The organism is Pseudomonas sp. 57B-090624 (assembly GCF_003234055.1).
GTDB classification, from domain to species: domain Bacteria; phylum Pseudomonadota; class Gammaproteobacteria; order Pseudomonadales; family Pseudomonadaceae; genus Metapseudomonas; species Metapseudomonas tohonis.
Genome location: NZ_QKRU01000060.1, coordinates 1 through 20,762 on the forward strand (window position 1 = coordinate 1; position 20,762 = coordinate 20,762).

Annotated in this window: 17 protein-coding genes; 9 read left to right on the forward strand and 8 right to left on the reverse strand. The window is 68.1% G+C overall.

Translation table 11 applies throughout. From position 1 onward, the window contains the following. Positions 1–226 precede the first annotated feature (226 nt). Together DMX10_RS23970 and DMX10_RS23975 are read right to left on the reverse strand one after the other, a co-directional pair. Complete coding sequence (locus DMX10_RS23970) at positions 227–814, reverse strand: hypothetical protein (RefSeq protein WP_111263442.1); 588 nt, start codon at positions 812–814, stop codon at positions 227–229. Beyond that, positions 811–1,413 carry a hypothetical protein gene (locus DMX10_RS23975; protein ID WP_111263443.1) on the reverse strand — a complete coding sequence of 201 codons (603 nt, stop codon included), beginning with the start codon at positions 1,411–1,413 and terminating at the stop codon, positions 811–813. The genes DMX10_RS23970 and DMX10_RS23975 overlap by 4 nt, the downstream gene beginning before the upstream one ends. 261 nt (positions 1,414–1,674) lie before the next feature. Here DMX10_RS23975 and DMX10_RS23980 point away from each other — a divergent pair, with 261 nt between their 5' ends. The 3 genes from DMX10_RS23980 to DMX10_RS23990 all read left to right on the forward strand — a co-directional run bounded on the left by DMX10_RS23980 (position 1,675) and on the right by DMX10_RS23990 (position 7,253). Next, a complete protein-coding gene (locus DMX10_RS23980; protein ID WP_111263444.1) occupies positions 1,675–2,400 on the forward strand; it encodes a dienelactone hydrolase family protein in 726 nt (241 codons plus the stop codon). Between the two features lie 150 nt (positions 2,401–2,550). Then, a complete protein-coding gene (locus DMX10_RS23985; protein ID WP_111263445.1) occupies positions 2,551–6,249 on the forward strand; it encodes a PAS domain S-box protein in 3,699 nt (1,232 codons plus the stop codon). Next, positions 6,246–7,253 (forward strand): HD-GYP domain-containing protein, encoded by a 1,008-nt coding sequence (locus tag DMX10_RS23990; RefSeq protein WP_111263446.1) that lies wholly within the window; start codon positions 6,246–6,248, stop codon positions 7,251–7,253. The genes DMX10_RS23985 and DMX10_RS23990 overlap by 4 nt, the downstream gene beginning before the upstream one ends. A gap of 56 nt (positions 7,254–7,309) precedes the next feature. Here the strand turns inward: DMX10_RS23990 and panB are convergent, their stop codons facing one another. Beyond that, positions 7,310–8,140 (reverse strand): 3-methyl-2-oxobutanoate hydroxymethyltransferase, encoded by an 831-nt coding sequence (gene panB, locus DMX10_RS23995; RefSeq protein WP_111263447.1) that lies wholly within the window; start codon positions 8,138–8,140, stop codon positions 7,310–7,312. Between the two features lie 85 nt (positions 8,141–8,225). Between panB and DMX10_RS24000 the strand changes: the two genes are divergently transcribed. Beyond that, the gene (locus DMX10_RS24000; protein ID WP_111263448.1) at positions 8,226–9,026 is read left to right on the forward strand and encodes a helix-turn-helix transcriptional regulator; all 801 of its coding nucleotides are present in this window, start codon (positions 8,226–8,228) and stop codon (positions 9,024–9,026) included. Here the strand turns inward: DMX10_RS24000 and DMX10_RS24005 are convergent. The 4 genes from DMX10_RS24005 to DMX10_RS24020 form a co-directional block, all read right to left on the reverse strand. Beyond that, positions 9,023–9,886 carry a pirin family protein gene (locus DMX10_RS24005; RefSeq protein ID WP_111263449.1) on the reverse strand — a complete coding sequence of 288 codons (864 nt, stop codon included), beginning with the start codon at positions 9,884–9,886 and terminating at the stop codon, positions 9,023–9,025. The two genes, DMX10_RS24000 and DMX10_RS24005, sit on opposite strands and share 4 nt — an antisense overlap. Positions 9,887–9,952: 66 nt before the next feature. Next, positions 9,953–10,372 (reverse strand): OsmC family protein, encoded by a 420-nt coding sequence (locus DMX10_RS24010; protein WP_111263450.1) that lies wholly within the window; start codon positions 10,370–10,372, stop codon positions 9,953–9,955. Between the two features lie 79 nt (positions 10,373–10,451). After that, a complete protein-coding gene (locus DMX10_RS24015) occupies positions 10,452–11,873 on the reverse strand; it encodes a methyl-accepting chemotaxis protein (protein WP_371921725.1) in 1,422 nt (473 codons plus the stop codon). A gap of 95 nt (positions 11,874–11,968) precedes the next feature. After that, complete coding sequence (locus tag DMX10_RS24020; protein ID WP_111263452.1) at positions 11,969–12,826, reverse strand: ABC transporter substrate-binding protein; 858 nt, start codon at positions 12,824–12,826, stop codon at positions 11,969–11,971. Positions 12,827–12,947: 121 nt separating this feature from the next. Here DMX10_RS24020 and DMX10_RS24025 point away from each other — a divergent pair, with 121 nt between their 5' ends. After that, entirely contained in the window at positions 12,948–13,979 is a 1,032-nt protein-coding gene (locus tag DMX10_RS24025) for an amidohydrolase family protein (RefSeq protein WP_111263453.1), read from the forward strand. Positions 13,980–14,178: 199 nt separating this feature from the next. Here the strand turns inward: DMX10_RS24025 and DMX10_RS24030 are convergent, their stop codons facing one another. Next, positions 14,179–14,520: a BRO family protein gene (locus DMX10_RS24030; RefSeq protein WP_043246180.1), complete on the reverse strand. Its 342-nt coding sequence runs from the start codon at positions 14,518–14,520 to the stop codon at positions 14,179–14,181. A 501-nt stretch (positions 14,521–15,021) separates the two neighbouring features. Here DMX10_RS24030 and DMX10_RS24035 point away from each other — a divergent pair. From DMX10_RS24035 to DMX10_RS24050, 4 genes are all read left to right on the forward strand, one after another. Next, positions 15,022–15,486, forward strand: coding sequence for a DUF3859 domain-containing protein (locus DMX10_RS24035; RefSeq protein WP_111263454.1), 465 nt, complete (start codon positions 15,022–15,024; stop codon positions 15,484–15,486). Between the two features lie 391 nt (positions 15,487–15,877). Then, positions 15,878–17,833: a DUF1302 domain-containing protein gene (locus DMX10_RS24040; RefSeq protein WP_111263455.1), complete on the forward strand. Its 1,956-nt coding sequence runs from the start codon at positions 15,878–15,880 to the stop codon at positions 17,831–17,833. Positions 17,834–17,888: 55 nt separating this feature from the next. After that, positions 17,889–19,259 carry a DUF1329 domain-containing protein gene (locus DMX10_RS24045; protein ID WP_111263456.1) on the forward strand — a complete coding sequence of 457 codons (1,371 nt, stop codon included), beginning with the start codon at positions 17,889–17,891 and terminating at the stop codon, positions 19,257–19,259. A gap of 746 nt (positions 19,260–20,005) precedes the next feature. Next, positions 20,006–20,725 carry a response regulator gene (locus tag DMX10_RS24050; RefSeq protein ID WP_111263457.1) on the forward strand — a complete coding sequence of 240 codons (720 nt, stop codon included), beginning with the start codon at positions 20,006–20,008 and terminating at the stop codon, positions 20,723–20,725. The last annotated feature ends 37 nt before the right edge of the window (positions 20,726–20,762 follow it).

Below are 20,762 nucleotides of genomic sequence, written 5' to 3' on the forward strand. Positions count from 1 at the left end.
GTGTCTACGATGTGATTTTCATCCATAAGACAATCCGCCAGTTCGACCTGAGAGAGAAGAAGTAACGACCAGCAACCCGTTACCCATGTCCCCCGACAAGCGTTACCCATGTATCCCGGCTAAACACACGGCACACCCTACGGCACGTGCTCATCCTGTCGAGTCCTCATCCGCTCAAATGAAGAAGGCCCGCAAGTGCGGGCCTTCTTCATGGCAGGGCGGGCGTTCAGAACACGCCGTTCTTGCTGGCGTCGAGGATGGTCGCCTTGTTGTTGTCGTAGTGGATCTCGTTGATCTTGCTGAAGGGGTTGGCGATCACTGCGCCGGGCAGCAACAGGATCTGGATCCAGGTGCGCACGCTGTCCTGCTTGGTCACCTCGGCCAGCACCTTGCCGTCGCGGCTGCGGTAGGTGGTCTGGGTGATCACCCGGTCCTCGGCGGTGGCGGGCAGCACCGCGAAGGTCAGGCCGCTGATGATCGCCAGCGCCATGCTGCCGTGGCCGTCGTTGGTCACCTTCACTTCGGCGGTGATGTCGGCATCGCCGAAGCCTTCGTTGACCGAGGAGAACAGGTTGGATTCCTTGTAGGCCTTGCCGGTGATGTCGGACCAGGCTTTCACCGTGGCCGGCGGCACGGCGCCGTCTTCGTCGTTCATCTTGACCTTGCCTTCCACCACGTAGCGCAGCGAGGGCTTCTGCTCCTTGGCTTGCGGCCAGGTGCCGAGGTCAGCGGTTTCGCCCGAACGGAAGCCGGCGCAGCCGGTGAGCAGGGCCAGGCCCAGGAAGAGGGTGGTGATGCGCAGGAAGTGGGTCATTGGTTTTGTTTTCCAAGATCGGATTGGTATTGGTCGAGCAGGTCGGCAACGGCGCTCTGGCGCTCGGGGCTGCCGTTCACCGGGCCCATGGAATAAAGCGAGATGCTGCGCTCGCCGTATTGGCGGGTCTGGTAGCTGTAGAGCAGCTTGCCCTGGGCGTCGCTCACCTGGAGGCGGCCGCTGACGTTGGACTCGTCGATGTGGGAGGTGCCGCCGAACCAGATGTAGCCGGTCAGGGTGACGAGGGCGAAGGGGAAGTAACCGCCATAGGGGCGACGGTGGACGTTGTAGGTGTCGAAGCTGAACGACAGCACCTGGTCGTCCGGGGCGATGGCCTGCCCGGGCATGCGCACGTTGCTGAAGCGGTTGCTGGCCTTGAGGTAGTTGCCCAGGCTCAGGGTCATGCCGCTGGACTGGGTCTGCCCGGCATTCCACTTGACGAAGGTCTTGTCGGTCACTTCGACCGGAGCCAGGGCGACGCTCTGCTGGACAGGGCTGGCAGCTTTGTCGGGGGCGGGGAAGTCGGTGCCCTGGGGCACGGTCACGCAACCACCCAGCAGGGACAGGGAAAGAAGGACAGCGGCGAAAGGCCCCTTCATGTCACGCTCCTTGTGAGAAGAATTCGGTTGGAAATCACGGATGCCGGAAAACCGGCGGCGCATGATGCCAATCTGATGGCGCCTCTGCAAGTCGCAGCGCGGTCCCGGCGGCAGGAACGCGATCGGGCCCACGGCTTCAGGCCCGATGCGTTCATCATCGCTCGTGCGTTCGCCGCCGAGCACGGCTAAGCTCCTTCGCTCGGGCCAGGAGCCCCAGGCCAGAGCGGACGGCCGTCCCCCTTCCACGATGAGAGGTGATCCATGAGTCAAATCCGCGCCCACGCCATCAGCTATGAAGTCGACGGCCAGGTCTTCGAGGGGCAACTGGTCTATGACCCCAATGTCGAAGACCCGCGGCCGGGCCTGCTGATGGCACCCAACTGGTTCGGCATCACCGAAAGCGCCATCCAGACCGCGCGCCAGGTGGCCGAGGAGAGGAGGGTGGTGCTGCTGGCCGACCTCTACGGTGCCGGGGTGCGGCCTGCCGATGCCCATGAAGCGGGGGCCGCCATGGCGCCGCTCAAGGAAGACCGCGAGCTGTTGCGCCGGCGCATGCTCGCCGCGCTGCAGGCCCTGCGCGAGCAGCACGCGGTGAGGGTCGATCCTCACCGCCAGGCCGCCTTCGGCTTCTGCTTCGGTGGCACCTGTGCCCTGGAGCTGGCCCGCGCGGGGGCCGACCTCAAGGCCTTCGTCTCCTTCCACGGCGCGCTGGACACGCCCGACCCCGCTGCCGCCAGGCGCATCAAGGGCGCGGTGCTGGTGCTCGATGGCGCCGCCGACCCACTGGTGCCCCGCGAGCAACTGCCTGCCTTCGCCGCCGAGATGAGTGCTGCCGGTGTCGACTGGCAACTGCTCAGCTACGGCGGCGCCGTGCACTCCTTCACCGACCCCGACGCCAAGCGCCCCGGCGTCGCCGAATACAACCCGCGGGTCGCCCGTCGGGCCTTCGCGGCCATGGATGCATTGCTGGACGAAGTCTTCACCTGACCGGCCGGACAGGTGGTTTTGCATTCGCACGCGGATGATGGCATTTTGCCGGTCATGCGCGCATATCCACTGGCCGGCCCGACATTGACTGACGGGCCGCGAGCGTGTTGATTCTCCAGATGCCCGCCCCGCCCGCGAGACCCGGATTCGATGCCCGATCTGTCCCCGTTCTTCTTTGATGCCAACCAGCCCAGCCTGCTGGTCTTCGGCCAGCACGACCCCTGGATGGTGCTGCTGTCGGTCCTGATCGCCATCTTCACCTCCGGCATGGCCCTGCAACTGGCCGGCGTCGCGCGCCTCAGCAGCAGCCGCCTGTATCGCCAGGTGGCCATCATCACCGGCGCCGCCGCCCTGGGCGGTGGCGTCTGGGCCATGCACTTCATCGGCATGCTGGCCTTCCAGCTGTGCGCCGCGGTGCGCTACGACCCGGCCGTCACCGTGCTCTCGGTGCTGCCCAGCCTGTTCGCCTCCTGGGTGGCGCTGAACCTGCTGGCGCGCAACCAGGTCAGCGCCGTGCAGTTCATCGGCGGCGGTGTGCTGGTGGGGGCCGGCATCGGTGCCATGCACTACAGCGGCATGGCGGCGATGCAGATGGCCCCGCTGCTGCGCTACGACCCCTGGGGCTTCGCCCTGTCGATCCTGGTGGCGGTGGTGCTGGCGATCATCGCCCTGTGGGTGCGCTTCGGCCTGCGCCGCCACCTCGGCGGCGTCCCGGCCATCGTCGTCAGCGGCACCGTGATGGGCCTCGCCATCGCCGGCATGCACTACACCGGCATGGCGGCGGCGCGTTTCGTCGGCACCGAGGAGTTCGCCATGCCCCAGGGCGTGCGCGGCAGCTTCTACCTGGCGCTGGCCGTGGCCATGGCCACCATCTCCCTCAGCGTGTTCGTCGGCGCCGCCAATGGCCTGCTGCGCTATCGCCACCTGTTCCGCGAGCTGGAGGCCGGGCGCAGCCACCTGTCCTCGCTGCTGGACGCGGCCTTCGAGGCCATCTTCACCATCGACGACGAAGGCGTGGTGCGTTCGGTCAACCACGCGGTGCTCGGCCTGTTCGGCTGGCGCCCCGAGGAGCTGATCGGCCAGCACATGAGCGTGCTGCTGCCCAGCGCCTACTCACGGGACCTCGAACGCGCGCTGGAGCAGTACCGCAGCACCGGCGAGAGCCGCCTTTCCGGCTCCGAGCTGGAGCTGGTCGGGCTGACCCGTGATGGCCGCGAGATCCCCGTGCGCCTCAGCCTCGGCGTCTCCCACCGCGAGGGCCGGCCCTGGTTCGTGGTCTTCGTCGCCGACATCAGCGAGCGCAAGGGCATGGAGGCCGCCTTGCGCGACAGCGAGCAGCAGTACCGCTCGCTGATCCGCAACATCCCCGGCGTGTCCTTCCGCTGCCTCCTGGACGACGACTGGACCACCCTGTTCATCAGCGACGCGGTGGAGCGCCTCACCGGCTGGCCGGCCGAGGACTTCATCGCCCGTCGATGCACCCTCGCGCAACTGGCCCACCCCGACGACCGCGAACGTGTCGCCGACGAGGTCTACGCCGCCGCCCGCAAGGGCCGCAGCTATGTGGTGGAGTACCGCCTGCTGGACCGCGCGGGCCAGGAGCACTGGGTATGGGAAAGCGGCAGCGTCGAACTCGACGACCAGGGCCAGGCGCGCTGGGTCGATGGCGTGCTGCTGGACCAGACCGAGACCAAGCTGCGCAACGCCGAGTACGAAGGCAAGGTCAACGCCATCAGCAAGGCCATGGCGATGATCGAGTACGACCTCGATGGCCACGTGCTGGAGGTCAACGAAAACTTCCTCGACCTCTTCGGCTATTCCCGCGAGGAACTGCTCGGCCAGCACCACGGCCTCTTCTGCGACCCCGAACTGGTGGCCAGCGAGCGCTATGCCCGCTTCTGGCAGGACCTGCGCCAGGGCATGTTCCGCTCCGGCGAATACCGGCGCTTCGGCAAGGGTGGCCAGGACGTGTGGATCCAGGCCACCTACAACCCGATCCTCGACGCCGACGGCCGCCCCTTCAAGGTGCTCAAGCTGGCCACCGACCTGACCCCCCGGCGGATCATGGAGCAGGACCTGCGCAACGCCCGCGATCGTGCCGAACAGGCCGCAGCGGCGCGCAGCAGCTTCCTGGCCAACATGAGCCACGAGATCCGCACCCCGATGAACGCCATCATCGGCTTCTCCGAACTGCTGCTGGACACACCGCTGAGCGAGAGCCAGCGCCGCCACCTGCGCACCGTGCAGCACTCCTCGCGCTCGCTGCTGGGGCTGCTCAACGACATCCTCGACACCGCCAAGCTGGATCGCGGCGCCATCGAGCTGGAGCACCTGGACTTTTCCCTGCGCGAGCTCTGCGAGCAGGTCTGCGCGGCCCAGCGCCTGGGCGCCGAGAAGAAGGGCCTGGCGCTGCACCTGGAGTACGCCGCGCACCTGGGCGACTTCTTCAAGGGTGACGCGCTGCGCCTGCAGCAGGTGATCACCAACCTGCTGGGCAACGCCGTCAAGTTCACCGAGCGTGGCCAGGTGCGCCTGGTGGTGGACGGAGCCCCCGGCGCCCTGCGCCTGGCCATCCACGACACCGGCATCGGCATCGCCGAGGACCGCCTGGAAAAGATCTTCGACCCCTTCGCCCAGGCCGACGCCTCCATGAGCCGGCGCTTCGGCGGTACGGGCCTGGGCACCACCATCTCCCGGCAGCTGGTGGAGCTCATGGGCGGGCACATCCGCGTGCAGAGCCGCGAAGGCGAGGGCAGCGTATTCACAGTCGAGGTCCCCCTCGGCCGTGGCGCCCAGGTGCGCCAGGGCGAGCAGCGCCCGGTGGCGATCCCGCAGCTGCCGCGCCTGCGCATCCTCGCCGCCGACGACGTGGCGCAGAACCTCGAACTGCTGGAGATCAACCTCAAGCGCCTCGGCCACGAAGTGAGTGGAGTCAGCGACGGCCGCGCGGCTGTCGAGGCCTTTGCCGCGCAAACCTTCGACCTGGTGCTGATGGACGTGCAGATGCCCGGCATGGACGGCCTGGAAGCCACCAGCCTGATCCGTGGCTTCGAACGCCGCGAAGGGCGCCCGCCGGTGCCCATCATCGCCCTGACCGCCAGCGTGCTCGACCGTGATCGGCAGAACGCCCTCGATGCCGGCATGAACGGCTTCGCCAGCAAACCCCTGGACGTCCCTGAACTGGTGGCCGAGATGGCCCGCCTGCTGGAGGGCCGACAGGCCGTCGTCATCGACACCGTGCCCCTGGAACGCGAGGTGGCCGCGCTGTTCGACTGGAACCGCGGCAAGGACCTCTGGGGCGGCCCGGTGCAGATGGCCGCCGCCATCGCCCGTTTCCTCAAGGAGCAGGACGACCTGCTCGCCCAGCTGCGCGCGGCGCTGGAACGCCAGGCCCTGGCGGATGTGGCGGCCATCGCCCACCGCCTGCGCGGCGCCGCCGCCAACCTCGGCCTGGCCCAGATGGCCAGCTGCGCCGGTGACCTGGAGCGTTGCGGGCTGTCCGGCAAGGTGGCCGAGCTGGAGCCGCTGCTGCACACCCTGGAGCGGGTGCTGGACACGGTACGCGACGCGCTGCCGCTGTTCCCCGGCAGCGCCGCGGTGCCGGCCGCCTCGGGCCCGGTGGACCTCACCCCCCTGATCCAGGCCGGCCGTGCCCTGGCCCAGGAACTCACCCGTGGCGGGCTCGACGACGCCGCGCTGGAGACCCTGCGCCAGGGCCTGGAAGGCCGGCCCGGGCATTCGCGCTTGCAGGACCTGCAGGGCGCCATGGATGATTTCGACTTCGACCAGGCGCTGCGGCACCTCCACGACCTGCTGGCCTGGCTCGAAACGGGAGAGATTTCCGCATGACCGCTACCCCCCCGGACAACCGCCTCTGCCTGCTGCTGGTGGACGACGAGCCCACCAACCTCCAGGTGCTGCGGCACATCCTCCAGGACGACTACCGCCTGCTGTTCGCCAAGGACGGGGCCAAGGCCCTGGAGCTGGCCCAGCGCGAGTCGCCGGACCTGGTGCTGCTGGACGTGATGATGCCGGGCATGACCGGCCACGAGGTCTGCGCGCGGCTCAAGGCCGACCCGGCGACCAGCGCCATCCCGGTGATCTTCGTCACCGCCCTGGCCGACGTCGAGGACGAGGCGCGGGGCTTCGAGGTCGGTGCGGTGGACTACATCACCAAGCCGGTGAGCCCGCCCATCGTCAAGGCCCGGGTGCGTACGCACCTGTCCCTGGTGCGCCTCGACGAACTCAAGCAGACGCGCCTGCAGATCGTCCAGCGCCTGGGCCTGGCCGCCGAGTACAAGGACAACGAGACCGGCCTGCACGTCATCCGCATGAGCCACTACGCCCGCATCCTCGCCCGCGCCCTGGGGTGGAGCGAGTCGGCCTGCGAAGACCTGCTCAACGCCGCGCCCATGCACGACGTGGGCAAGATCGGCATCCCCGATGCCGTACTGCGCAAGCCCGGCAAGCTGGATGACGAGGAGTGGCTGGTGATGCGCGAGCACGTGCGCATCGGCGCCGAGATCATCGGCGAGCACCCCAGCGGGCTGCTGCGCATGGCCCGCATCATCGCCCTGACCCACCACGAGAAATGGGACGGCAGCGGCTACCCCAATGGCCTCCGGGGCGAGGACATCGCCATCGAAGGGCGCATCGTCGCCATCGCCGACGTCTTCGATGCCCTCACCAGCGAACGCCCCTACAAGCGGGCCTGGTCGGTGGAGGACGCCATCGCGCTGCTGCGCGAGCAGAGCGGCAGGCACTTCGATCCGAACCTGGTGGAACTGTTCATCAGCCAGATGCCGGCCGTCCTGGAAGTGAAGGAGCGCTGGGCGGAAGGGCAGGTGGAGTAGCCGCCTGGGGGCCGCAGGGTGGGCCGGGCGGCGCTCCGCTTCAGCCCACCGACGCTTCACCCCGAAACAGCTTTCACGCCAAAGCAATGCCCCGGCTCCGGGAACCGCCCCGCACGCACATCCCCGGCATAGGCCGCCAGCGCCCGTTCGATCTGCGGCGCCAGCTCCGCGTAGCGTTTGACGAAGCGCGGCTGGTAGTCGCCGAACAGGCCCAGCACGTCCTCGCTCACCAGCACCTGGCCGTCGCAGGCGGGGGACGCGCCGATGCCGATGGTGGGGATCGCCAGCTCCTCGGTCAGCTGCCGCGCCAACGGCTCGGCGGTGCCCTCGACGACCACCGCGAAGGCGCCGGCCGCCTGCATCGCCAGGGCGTCGCGGCGTATCCGCTCGGCACCGGCGGCGTCCAGCCCCTGGGCCTTGAAGCCACCCATGGCATTGACCTGCTGCGGCATCAGCCCGACATGGGCCAGCACCGGCACGCCCCGGTTCACCAGGAATGCCACCGTGGCGGCCAGCTCCTCGCCGCCTTCGAGCTTCACCGCCGCCGCGCCGGTTTCGCGCAGCAGCCGCGCAGCGTTGAGAAAGGCCTGCTCGGGGCTGGCCTGGTAGCTGCCGAAGGGCAGGTCCACCGCCACGCAGGCGCGGCTGGAACCGCGCATCACCGCCTGGCCGTGGGCGATCATCATCTCCAGGGTCACGCCCAGCGTGCTGGGCATGCCATAGAGCACCATGCCGACGGAGTCGCCGACGATGATCAGGTCCGCCTGGGCGTCCACCCAGCGCGCCATCGGCGTGCTGTAGGCGGTCAGCGCCACCAGGCTGCCGGCGCCCTTGCGCTGGCGGATGGCCGGGACGGTGAGTCGGGCGATGGGGCAATGGGTGCTCATGAAAGGCTCCTGGGCAGTGCACGGATGGGCGTGGCGCAGGCTACCATCGGCATTTTCCTGCTCACTTGAGCAAAAGGGACAGTCAATGTCGCCAGCGAGACAAACGCCGCCCGCCGTTCCCCCGATTCCCGACTACCCGCGCCTGCCGCGCCCGGTCTACCTGCGCATGTTCGATATCCCGGCGGGCCACCCCATCGAGATGCACAGCCACGACTGGGTGCAGTTCACCTATGCCCGCGCCGGGGTGATGCAGGTGCTCACCGAAGGGCACAGCTACCTGCTGCCACCGCAGTGCGCGCTGTGGATCCCTGCCGGGGTCCGCCACACCGCCTACAGCGAGCGGGCCATCGAGTTCCGCAGCCTGTACCTGGACGCCTCGGTGCTGGACGGCTATCAGCGCGAGTGCGCCGTCCTGCAGGTGACGCCCCTGCTGCGCGAACTGATGGAGCGCGCCTCGGGCTTCCCCCGTGACTACCCGGAGCAGGGGGCCGAAGCGCGACTGCTGCGGGTGCTGGTGGATGAGGTGCGCAACCTGGAGGAGGCACCCTTCAGCCTGCCGTTACCGCGCGATGCGCGGCTGCGGCGGATCACCGACGCCTTGCAGGCGGACCCGGCGGACAACCGTGGCATCGAGGCGTGGGCGGGGCAGGTGGGCGCTTCGCGGCGCACCTTGGTGCGGCTGTTCCAGGCCGAGACGCAGCTGTCGTTCCGCGAGTGGCGGCAGCGCCTGCGCCTGCTCGTGGCGCTGCCCCTGCTGGCCGACGGCATGAGCGTCACCGCCCTGGCCAGCGAGCTGGGCTATGACTCCCTCTCGGCCTTCATCGCCCTGTTCCAGCGCCACTACGGCTGCACGCCGGGCGTCTACGCAAGCCGCCTGCGCGGCTAGCGCGGCAGTTCGATGCGCGTGGTCTCGCCGGGCACGTGCGGCCAGTCGCCAGCGGCCCAGCGGGCGCGTGCCGCGTCGATGCGCTGCGGGTCGCTGGACACGAAGTTCCAGTTCATCCGCCGCGGGCCGTCCAGCGGCGCGCCGCCGATGATCACCAGGTGCGCGCTGCCACAGGCGGCCAGGCTGAACTGCACGCCTTCGGGCAGCACGGTGAGGGTGTTGATGGCCAGCGGCTGGTCGTCCAGCAGCACCTCGCCGTCCAGCAGGTAGAGCGCGCGCTGTGGGTGCTCGGTGGGCACCAGCAGGGTGGCGCCGGCCTCCATGTGCACATCGGCGTAGAGCGTCGGGGAGAGCACCGGCACCGGGGACTCCAGGCAGAAGCCGCTGCCGGCGACCAGGCGGATGCGCACGCCGAGGGCGTCCTGCTGCGGCAGGCTGGCGGCGCTGTGGTGGCTGTAGCTGGGCGCGCGCTCCTCTTCCTCGCGGGGCAACGCCAGCCACACCTGCAGGCCGTGGATGCGCGAGCCGCGGGCCACGAGCTCCGCCGGGGTGCGCTCGACGTGGGCGACACCGGCACCGGCGGTCATCCAGCTGACATCGCCGGGCTGCACGCGCTGGTCCGAGCCGAGGCTGTCCTTGTGCTGCAGCTCGCCCTCGAACAGGTAGGTGAGGGTGGAGAGGCCGATGTGCGGGTGCTGGCGCACGTCCATGCCCTGGCCGGGCGGGTAGGCGCTGGCGAGCATGTGGTCGAAGAACACGAAGGGGCCGACGCTGCGGCACTGGGCCGCTGGCAACGGACGGAGGATGGGCAGCCCGGCGACTTCTTCGGCGCGAGGGCGGAGGGTGAGGATGTCGTTCATGCTGGGCTTCCGGCGCGGTGGGTGCGCAAGCATAGCGCGTCCGCGCGGGAAGCCCAGAGGGGCGGGTTACTGGCTGAAGTCGCCTTCGGCCAGGCGGGTCTCGATCTTCACCTCGGTGGTGGTCATCAGCTTGTGCAGCGGGCACTTGTCGGCGATGCGCAACAGGGTGGCGCGCTGGTCGTCGGTGAGGGCGCCGCGCAGGGTGAGCTTCACGCTCATGCCGTACAGGCCTTCCTTTTCCTTGCTGCTGTCATGGACGACTTCGACACCGATGCCGGTCAGCGGGATGTCGTGGCTGCGGGCGTAGAGGGTCACGGTGAGGGCCTTGCAGGCACCCAGGGCGACGTCGAAGTAGTCGTGCGGCTCCGGCGCGCTGCCTTCGCCGCCCAGGGCCTTGGGCAGGTCGGTGAACAGCTCGTGCTCCTCGCCGACCTTGATGCTGTGGCGATAGCCGTTCGCGGATTCGGTGGTGACGGTGATGGTCATTGGCAGTCCTCTGCGTGGTGTGGGTAGGCGGTCCTGTTCGCTTAGCGGCCGCCCACCGCCTGAGTGTTCCCGTGACCGTTCAGAGCAGCGCGCTGAGGCGTACATCGGCGCCAAGCACGCGTTGCAGTTCGCCACGGGGTCCGAAAACCGGCACCGAGACGGTGAAGCAGAAGTCGTCGGTGGCTGACGAACGGTACACCGGCGTGATGTGACTGGCGAGGCCATCGGCGACCGCGCGGAACCAGGGGCGCTGGGCCCAGTTGCGCCCCTTGCAGGAGTCGCCCTGGTGCGGCACGTCGAGGGCGAAGACGTTTTCCGAGAGCTGGATGCCGGTGCGATCCACCAGGTAGAACAGCTCGATGCGCGCATCGCGCCTGAGCGTATCGGCCAGCAGCCCCTCGGCCTGTGCGAAGTCGCCCAGCAGCGCCGGCTCGCACGCCAGGCGCTCGATGCTGCGCTGGATGTCGCGGTGCATCTCCAGGCGGAAGTCGCCGAGGCCCTGCAGCAGGCGGTCGCCGTCCTCACGCACGGCCTGGCTGTGGCGCAGCACCTGGCCGGCCTTGCCCAGCAGCTCGGCGGCCACCTGGGCGATGTTCTGCACGTCGCCGTTGATCGAGCGCACGGCCTGGCCGATCTGCTCGGTGCCCGAGGCGATCTGGCCGACGCGGCCGTCCAGCTTGTCCATGGCCGCGCGGGTGCTGTCCAGGCCGGCGCCCACCTGCAGCATGCCCTGGTGCCCTTCGGCCACGGCCTGGTGCATGCGCTCACCGGCTTCGGCCAGCTGCGCCATGCCATCGCGGAAGCGTTCGATGATGCCGCTGACCTGGGTGGTGGCGTCGGTGGTGTGCCCGGCCAGGCGCCGCACCTCCTCGGCGACCACGGCGAAGCCACGGCCGTGGCTGCCGGCGCGGGCGGCCTCGATGGCCGCGTTGAGCGCCAGCAGGTTGGTCTGCTGGGAGATGCTGGCGATGACGCCTATCACCTTGCTGACTTCCTCCAGCTGGCCGGTGAGGTTGCCGATCACGCTGCCCAGTTGCTGTTCGCTGGCGCCGATGGCATCCACCTGGCGCAGCACGTCCTGGCCGTTGCGCTGGCACTGGCGCAGGGTGCTGGAGACATCGCCCGAGAGCTTCGCCACCTCGGCAGCGCCCGGCACCAGTTCGGCGTCGAGGGTGGTGGTGACCTCTTCGCTGGCGCTGGCGATCAGCTCGGATGACTGCGCCAGCAGTTGCCCGCTCTGCTGGTTGGCGGCGGCGATGCGCGCCAGCTCCGGGGCGTGGGCGGCGATGCCGACGGCGGCGCCGAGGCTGGTGCGGATGCGCTGTTGCAGGCCGTCGACGAAGCTGTTGAGGCGGGCCATCAGCGGCGTGCCGGTGGGCAGGCGGGTGGTCAGGTCGTGGGCGGTGAACAGCGCGTCGAGCGCGCCTTCGTCCGGGGCGCGGCGCGCGGGGCGCAGAAGCTGCAGCATGGCGATATCCCTCTCTCTTGGTCTGCGGGACATGCTGCAAGCGAAGTGCCATTACGGCACGGCCGGGATTTGCCGGGCGACGGGGCACCCGGGCTGCACCGGCACGGGTCGGGCGGGGCGCCCAGGCGCTACTTGGGTGCAGCCGGGTGGTACCAGAGCTCATCGCGCTCGATGGGGGTGCCCTCTGGCAGGTCGGGGTTCGCCAGCTCGATCAGCCGGCGCCTTTCCATGCGCGCACGGCGCAGCGTCTCGCCGTGGTAGCGCTGGAACAGGCGCTCGAAGCCGCCGTCGGCGATGGCCGCCTCCAGGCCGCGCTGGATGGCGGCGGCCAGTTCGGGGCGCTGGCGCGAGGTGAAGAAGTAGAAGGCGGTGGGGTAGTGCAGCACCAGGTGATCGTCCACGGCCAGGTGCAGGCCGTTGGCCTCGGCGCGGCGCTGTTCGTCCCAGGCCACCACCACTTCGCGGGGGAACAGCTCGAAGCGGCCGGCCTCGAGCATGCGGAACAGGTTCTCGTAGCCCGGCGTGGTCACCACGGTGAAGCCGTTGGCGCGCAGGATGTCGGTGTCGGGCCAGTCATGGCGCTGGCCCATGCGCAGGGCTTCGAGCTGTTCGCGGCGGGTGACATCGGCGAGCAGGTCGCGCTGGTCGGCGCGCACCAGGAACACGCGCCAGCTGATCAGGCCCTTGTAGATGGGGATGCGGATCGGCAGCAGGTCGGCTTCGCGTTCGCGGGTGGTCATGGTCCACATCAGTTGCACGCGGCCGTCGTTGCGCTCCAGGGACAGCTGCGCGCGGGACTGCGGCATGGGTTCCAGGGAGGGCTCCAACTGGTAGTCGCCGCCGCTGTGGGCCAGGGCCAGCCGCAACAGCTCGACCACATAGGCTTCCGGGTCCTCGCCATTGGAATGCAGGGGATAGACCAGGCGCTCGCCGGCGGGGCAGGCGAACGTGACGAAACACAGCAGGAGAAGGGCGCAGCGCGGCATGGTGGAATTCTTTTGGTCGAGCCTGCTGCAGCATAGTCGCAGTAGGCCATCAGAGCATCCAGGTGAACCCGCCGGGCGTGGTGCCGGTCTACCCTTGCCACGACCGTCAGGAGGACGCCCCTTGCCCATCGCCCGCCATTGCCTCGCCGCCATCCTCGCCCTCAGTGCCTGCGCCGCCCAGGCGCGGGACTACCGCTACAGCGATTCGCACCTGCACTACGTGGACTTCTTCCAGGAAAGCGAAGGCATGCAGGGGCTGCTGAAGGCCATGGATGCGGGGGCCATCGACCACGTGATGATCTCCGGCATCCCGGTGGCCAAGAAGTGGCACGAGGACGAACCCAAGCGCCCGCGCTACTACGCTGGCGACGATGCCGATGCCTACTGGTACACCGCCACCGATACGCTGGTGGCCACCGCCGTGAAGAAGCTGCCGGAGGACCAGCGCCATCGCTTCCATCCCTTCCTCAGCGGGTTCAACCCCAACGACAAGAACTCCGACGCGCACATCCGCCGCATGCTGGAGCTGGACCCGGGGCTGTGGCAGGGCATTGGCGAGGTCTTCACCCGCCACGACGACCTCACCGCGCTGATCGACGGCGACACCCCGCGCGCCAACAACGAAGCCATGTCGCGCATCTACCACCTCGCCGCCGAGTACGACCTGCCGGTGATGCTGCACTCCAACATCACCTCCAAGCGCGAGCGCAACCCGCTGTACCTGGCGGAGATCGAAGAACCCCTGCGCAACCACCCGCACGTACGCTTCATCTGGGCCCATGCCGGCACCAGCATGGAAATCCATCGCCACCAGAAGAAGCTCGACTTCCTCCTGCCCACCTTGAAGCGCATGCTCGGCGACTACCCCAACCTTTACGTCGACCTCTCCTGGACCGTGCTCCAGCCCTACCTCGTGGACAAGAACGGCACGCCCGACCCGGAGTGGCTGAAGCTGGTGGAGAAGTACCCCGAGCGCTTCATGCTCGGCTCCGATGTGGTGGGGCGCTTCGAAGGCCTGGGCGACTACCTGCGCGCCTACGACCCCTTCCTCGACGCCCTGCCCGAGGGCGTGGCCAAGCGCGTGGCGCAGGACAACTTCCTCGCCGTGCTGCCACGCAACCCCAAGCACCTGGAGCAGGTCGCCGCGCCGTAATGCCGGGTTCAACCCGGCCTGCAACGGCTCGGTGCCGGGAGCGGAGTAGGGTGGAGGTCGCTTTTCACCTCCACCGATCGGCGTCCCCGGGGAGCAACGCTGGTGGATGAAAAGAGCGCCATCCACCCTACGCATCGACCAGCTCCCGCATGGGTTGCTGCCGGGTGCACCCAACCTGCAACGGTGTGTAGCCCGGGCTTCAGCCCGGGGTGCGGTACATCCACAATTCCGGGAGCACGGCCTGGGTGACCCAGCGCCGCAGGTTGCGATTCTCCGGGTGGTAGCAGTAGGTGAAGAGCAGGGCGTGCAGGCCGGATTCGCTCACCACGGTTTCCTCTTCGAAGCCGCCATTGGCGGTGCGCAGGTGCACGCGCTTGCGCTGGTCGTCGCAGAGGTTGGCGAGCAGGCGCTCGTGGATATCGGTGTTGAGCAGGCGGCGCAGGTCGCGGGTGGAGAACCAGGCCTCGTGGCCGATGAGGAAGGCGCGCAACTGGCGGCGGTAGCGCAGGAAGTGGCGCGGCGTGATCTGGGGAAGGGACATGGCAATGCTCCGTCCATAGGGCTGGGGAGCCGCCACCGAATCCTTGAAGGGTGGCGGACCGTGCGAGTGTGGAAGTACCGGGCCAATCAAAACCGGGCCGGGCCGAAGCCCGCTCGCACAGTCCGCCATAGACTGCCGACGTGTTGCATGTCGCTATGGCGATTGATTGGCTATGTAGCGGGCTTCCACACCCGGTTGTGCCCCGAGGGGTACAACGGCGGGAACCCTAGCCAAGCCCCTTGTAGGCCGGCAATGCGGTCGTCGCGTAGGAATTTTCAGGCGGCACATTCGTAGGGGCGACTTCAGTCGCCAAGCAGCCCGCAGGGCTGCCCCGGCACCGCGTCTGCAGGCGCATCTGCGCGCCCCAGGCTACTCCGCCGGTGGATGAAAGGAGCGTCATCCACCCCACGCACCGGTCAGCTTTGCAGCCGGGTCTCAACCTGTCATCAGTTGGTCATGAAGGTGTCATAGCCTCGCGCCATCCCAACCAAGGAGCGAGACATGAAAGCAACCCGACTGAGTGCACTGATCGCCCTCGGCCTGGCATCCGGCGTGGCGATGGCCGACGTGCGTGTCGAAGGGCCGATCGAGTTCGGCGTCTTCGAAAGCCGCTACCAGGACTACCAGCCCGGTGAGCGCGTGCTCACCAGCAGCACCCAGAACATCCTGCCCACCGACCAGGTTCCGGCGAAGCTCGGCACCAAGTTCGGCATGCGCTACAAGCTGGTGGGCAAGCACGAGAACGACACCCCGCTGACCCTGCTGTACCTCACCCCGGGCGTGACCACCCCCGACGGCGTGCGCCACGACAAGTTCGAGGTGATCCAGAAGATGGCACCCGGCGCGCCCCAGGACGTGATGGCCTACGAGTTTACCGAGACCCACGAAGTGGTCCCCGGCGAGTGGCGCTTCCTGGTGTTCCAGGGCGACCGCCTGCTGGCCGAGAAGCGCTTCGACGTGCGCTGATCGATCTTCGCGGCGAATGAGACCCGGCCTTGTGCCGGGTCTTTGCGTTTCTGGCCGGATATAACCCGCCGTGATGGTGTTTCGTGGTGGTTTACGGTGAGTTCTTTCTTAAAAAATTACCGTTTTTAGCCGAAATGGACGGTTGGCAGTCCGTACACACTTTGTTACCTTGCCTGCACTATCGTACCAACTAACGATTCCCGCTCATTACAAGAACAACAGCGTGACCGTCGCCGGCGTGCATCCCGCGACGAAGATGGATACCTGCGAGAGCGTCGCCGAGGCCTGCCTGAACCGCCCGGACGCCGCTCCGCAGCCGAGAGAAAACAACAAAAGGGCCGGACATAGATCCAGCCCAGAAATCTTGGCCGTCAAGGGAGGTACGTTTGCTATGAAGAGGCATATCCGCTTATCCGCGATCGGGTGCAGGCCCCTGCAGGCGGGGGCAGCTTTCGGGCTGTTGCCGCTGCTGATCGCCGGCTCCGCGCAGGCCGTCGAGTTCAGCCTGCTGGACAACCAGCTCAGCGGTTCCATCGACACCACGCTGTCCTACGGCGCCATGTGGCGGGTGCAAGGGCGCGACGCGGACAACATCAGCGACATCAACGCCGATGACGGCAACCGCAACTTCGATACCGGCCTGGTATCGGAGGTGTACAAGGCCACTTCCGACCTCTCGTTGAAGTACGACAACTACGGCGCCTTCGTCCGTGGCACGGCGTACTACGACACCCAGATCATGGACAAGCGCAACGACTACTACGGCACCACCGGTGGCGTGGAGCGGCCCAGCCAGTCCTTCCCGGATGACGACCATTTCACCCAGGACACCCGTCACATCGCCGGGCGCAAGGGCGAGATCCTCGACGCCTACCTCTACGGCAGCTGGGATGTGGGCGCCATGCCCCTCGGCGCCAAGGTGGGCCGCCAGGTGATCAACTGGGGCGAGGGCGTGTTCTACCGCGGCGGGGTCAACACGGTGAACCCGGTGGACGCCGCCAAGTTCCACCTGCCCGGCTCCGAACTCAAGGAGGTGCTGGTGCCCATGGAGGCGCTGAGCTTCAACCTGGGCCTGACCGACAACCTGTCCATGGAAGCCTTCTACCAGTGGAAGTGGAAGGAGACCCGCCTGGACCCGGTGGGCACCTACTTCTCCGAGACCGACCTGTTCGCCGATGGGGGGCATACGGCGTATACGACCTCGACGGACCTGGCGCCGCTGATGCCGCTGTATGACGTATTCGCCGGCTTCGGGCTGCTGGGCAACGGCGCCAATGGGCCGAATGCCTACCTCAATGGCGATACCGGTGTGTTCAAGGTGGCCAATATCGGCAAGGACCTGCAGGCGGACGACAGTGGCCAGTTCGGTGTGGCCTTCCGCTACATCGCCGAGGAACTGAACTCCACCGAGTTCGGCTTCTACTTCGTCAACTACCACGCCAAGGAACCGCAGATCGCCATCGACCTGGACGGCTACCAGGGCGTCGACCTGGCCGCCCTGGGCGGTGCACTGGCGGGCAACAGCCTGCCGCCCGAGTACGCCGGCGCGCTGGCGACCTTCGACCTGGCGAGCAACGCCCAGGCCCGTCGCCGCTATGTCGAAGACATCCGCATGTACGGCTTCAGCTTCAACACCACGGTGGGGGATGCATCCGTCTCCGGCGAACTCTCCTACCGTCCCAACGCGCCCATCGCCATCTCCGCCACCGATGACCTGCTCAGCGATCTGCTGCTCCAGGGCATCAATGGGTCCGACCTGGTCAATTCCGGGGTCGCCAACGATGCCGCCTGCGCCGCCGTCTCCGGCAAGCAGCTCTGCCGCAGTTCGATCTTCGACAACTACGAGCGGGCCGAGACCTACAACATCTCCCTGTCCACCATCTACAACTTCGGCCCGGCCCTGAGCTTCGATTCGGTGATCGGTGTCGCCGAGGTGGCCTCGCAGCACATCCGTGGCAGCAGCCTGAAGTACACCGCCTTCGACGGCTCGGTGCGCAAGTTCTCCAGCACCACCGACAAGGCCTACGAGGACGACCGCACCACCGACAGCGACCAGATCAGCCGCGACAGCTACGGCTACACGCTGCTGGTTTCCGGCAGCTGGAACGACGTCTACGCCGGGGTGAAGCTGTCGCCATACGCCGTCTTCCAGCACGACTTCCAGGGCAATTCGGATCGCACCGGCAACTTCATCGAAGGCCGCAAGGCGCACACCCTGGGGATCGACGCCACCTACCTGAACAGCTTCGAGGTGGGCCTGCAGTACACCGAGTACTACGGCGCCGGGCGCAACAACAGCACCCGCGACCGCGACAACGTCTCGCTCACCGCCAAGTACTCGTTCTGATGCCGAGCGCCCGGCGGCAGAACGCCGGGCCGTACAAGACAGGGAGATGCACCCCATGTTGAAGAAATACTCGTTGCTGCTGGCCGCCATCGTGCTCGCCGGCAGCGCCACCGACGCCCTGGCGGCGGTCTCGGCCGAGCAGGCCGCCACGCTCAAGTCGACCCTCACCCCGCTGGGCGCGGAGCGCGCCGGCAACGCCGCCGGCACCATCCCGGAATGGACCGGCGGCATCACCCAGGCGCCTGCGGGCTACAAGGGCTCGGGCCAGCACCACATCGACCCCTTCGCCGCCGACCGGCCGCTGTTCACCATCACCAAGGCCAACCTCGAGCAGTACAAGGCCAACCTCACCGACGGCGAGATCGCCCTGTTCAACGCCTACCCGGACAGCTTCCAGATGCCGGTCTACCCGACCCGGCGCTCCGGCTCGGCGCCGCAGTGGGTCTACGACAACACCCTGAAGAACGCCACCACCGGCAAGCTGCTAAACGGCGGCAACGGGTTCGCCGACGCCTACGGCGGCATCCCGTTCCCCATCCCACAGAACGGCCTGGAGGCGATCTGGAACCACATCACCCGTTATCGCGGCACCTACATCGTGCGGCGCTCGGCGGAGGCGGGGGTGCAGCGCAACGGCGCCTATTCCCTGGTCACCTCCGAGGACGAGGCGCTGTTCCGCTTCTACGACCCCAAGGGCAGCTATGCCGACCTGCAGAACACGCTGTTCTACTACATGACCTTCACCACCGCCCCGGCACGCCTGGCCGGCAACGGCGCGCTGGTGCAGGAGATGCTCGACCAGGTCAAGGAGCCCCGCCAGGCCTGGGGCTACAACCCTGGCCAGCGCCGCGTGCGCCGCGCGCCGACCCTGGCCTACGACACGCCCATCGAGTCCACCGACGGCCTGCGCACCGCCGATGACACCGACATGTACAACGGCGCGCCGGACCGCTACGACTGGACCCTGGTGGGCAAGAAGGAGATCTACATCCCCTACAACAACTACAAGCTCACCAGCCCGGAAGTGAAGTACAAGGACCTGCTGCTGCCCGGCCACGTGAACCCGAAATACACCCGCTACGAGCTGCACCGCGTCTGGGTGGTGGAAGGCAAGCTCAAGGCCGGCGCGCGGCACATCTACTCCAAGCGCACCCTGTACCTCGACGAGGACAGCTGGGGCGCCGCCGTGGTGGACCAGTACGACGGCCGCGGCGACCTGTGGCGCGTGTCCCTGGCCTACCTGAAGAACTTCTACGAGCTGCCCACCGTGTGGACCGCGCTGGACACCTTCCACGACCTGCAGGCACGTCGCTACGGCGTGCAGTGGCTGGACAACGAAGAGGCGGGCACCGTGGACTTCAGCCAGCCGTCCCCGGGCGACGCCGCCTTCAACCCCGCCGCGTTGAGGCGCAAGGCATCGCGCTGAGGGCTGTTCGAGTGGACCCCCGCGTGCGCGAGGGTGACGGGGTGTGCGGGGTATTCGACTGCACCGTCGTCCCCGCGAACGCAGGGACCCACTAAGCGCAGCCGGCCACGTGTCCTTCCAGTGGACCCCCGCGTGCGCGAGGGTGACGGGGTGTGCGGGGGTATTCGACTGCACCGTCATCCCCGCGAACGCGGGGACCCACAAAGCGCAGCCGGCTACGTGTCCTTCCGGTGGACCCCCGCGTGCGCGAGGGTGACGGGGTGTGCGGGGGGATTCGACTGCACCGTCACCCCCGCGAACGCGGGGACCCACTAAGCGCAGCCGGCCACGTGTCCTTCCGGTGGACCCCCGCGTTCGCGAGGGTGACGGGGTGTGCGGGGGTATTCGACTGCACCGTCATCCCCGCGAACGCGGGGACCCACTAAGCGCAGCCGGCCACGTGCCTTCCAGTGGACCCCCGCGTTCGCGAGGGTGACGGGGTGTGCGGGGGTATTCGACTGCACCGTCATCCCAGCGAACGCAGGGACCCACTGAACGCAGCCGGCCACGTGTCCTTCCAGTGGACCCCCGCGTGCGCGAGGGTGACGGGGTGTGCGGGGGGATTCGACTGCACCGTCATCCCCGCGAACGCGGGGGCCCACTAAGCGCAGCCGGGCTACATGTTTTTAGTGGTCCAGCAGGGCTGCTCGCCGCAGCGGCGCCGCGCTATATTCCCCGCGTTCGCATTGACGATGAGCGAGGGACCCATGGCCGGGCAGGTCAAGATTCTGGTGGTGGACGACGATTCCGAGGTACGCGAGTTGCTGCAGGACTACCTGGGCGGCCATGGCTACCAGGTGGAGCCCGCCTGCGACAGCACCGGCATGCGCGCCGCCCTGGCCGCCGGCCTGCCGGACCTGGTGCTGCTGGACGTCGGCCTGCCGGGCGAGGACGGCCTCAGCCTGGCCCGCTACCTGCGCGAGCACCACGACCTGCCGGTGATCATGGTCTCCGGCGCCGGCAGCCCGGTGGATCGCACCATCGGCCTGGAGGTGGGCGCGGATGACTACGTGGCCAAGCCCTTCGACCCGCGCGAGCTGCTGGCGCGGGTCAAGACGGTGCTGCGTCGCTACCAGCGCGTGCCCAGCGCCGTGGCCGTGGAGGCACCCGCCGAGGCCGGCAACTGCCTGCAACTGGGGGCCTGCCGCCTGGACCTGGACCGCCACCAGCTGTTCGATGCCAGCGGCGCGGAAATCCCCCTCACCGCCATGGAGTTCGACCTGCTCCAGGCCTTCGCCCAGCGCCCCAACCGGCCCCTGTCCCGCGACCAGTTGCTCAACCTCACGCAGAACCGCGACTGGAACCCCTTCGACCGCTCCATCGACATCCGCATCGCCCGGTTGCGCCGCAAGCTGGAGACCGACCCCGACAAGCCCCAGGTGATCCGTACCCTGCGCGGGGTGGGCTACATGTTCGTGCCGGGCTGATCGCCCGGCCCCCCTCGTCGAGTTCCCCGTAGGAGCG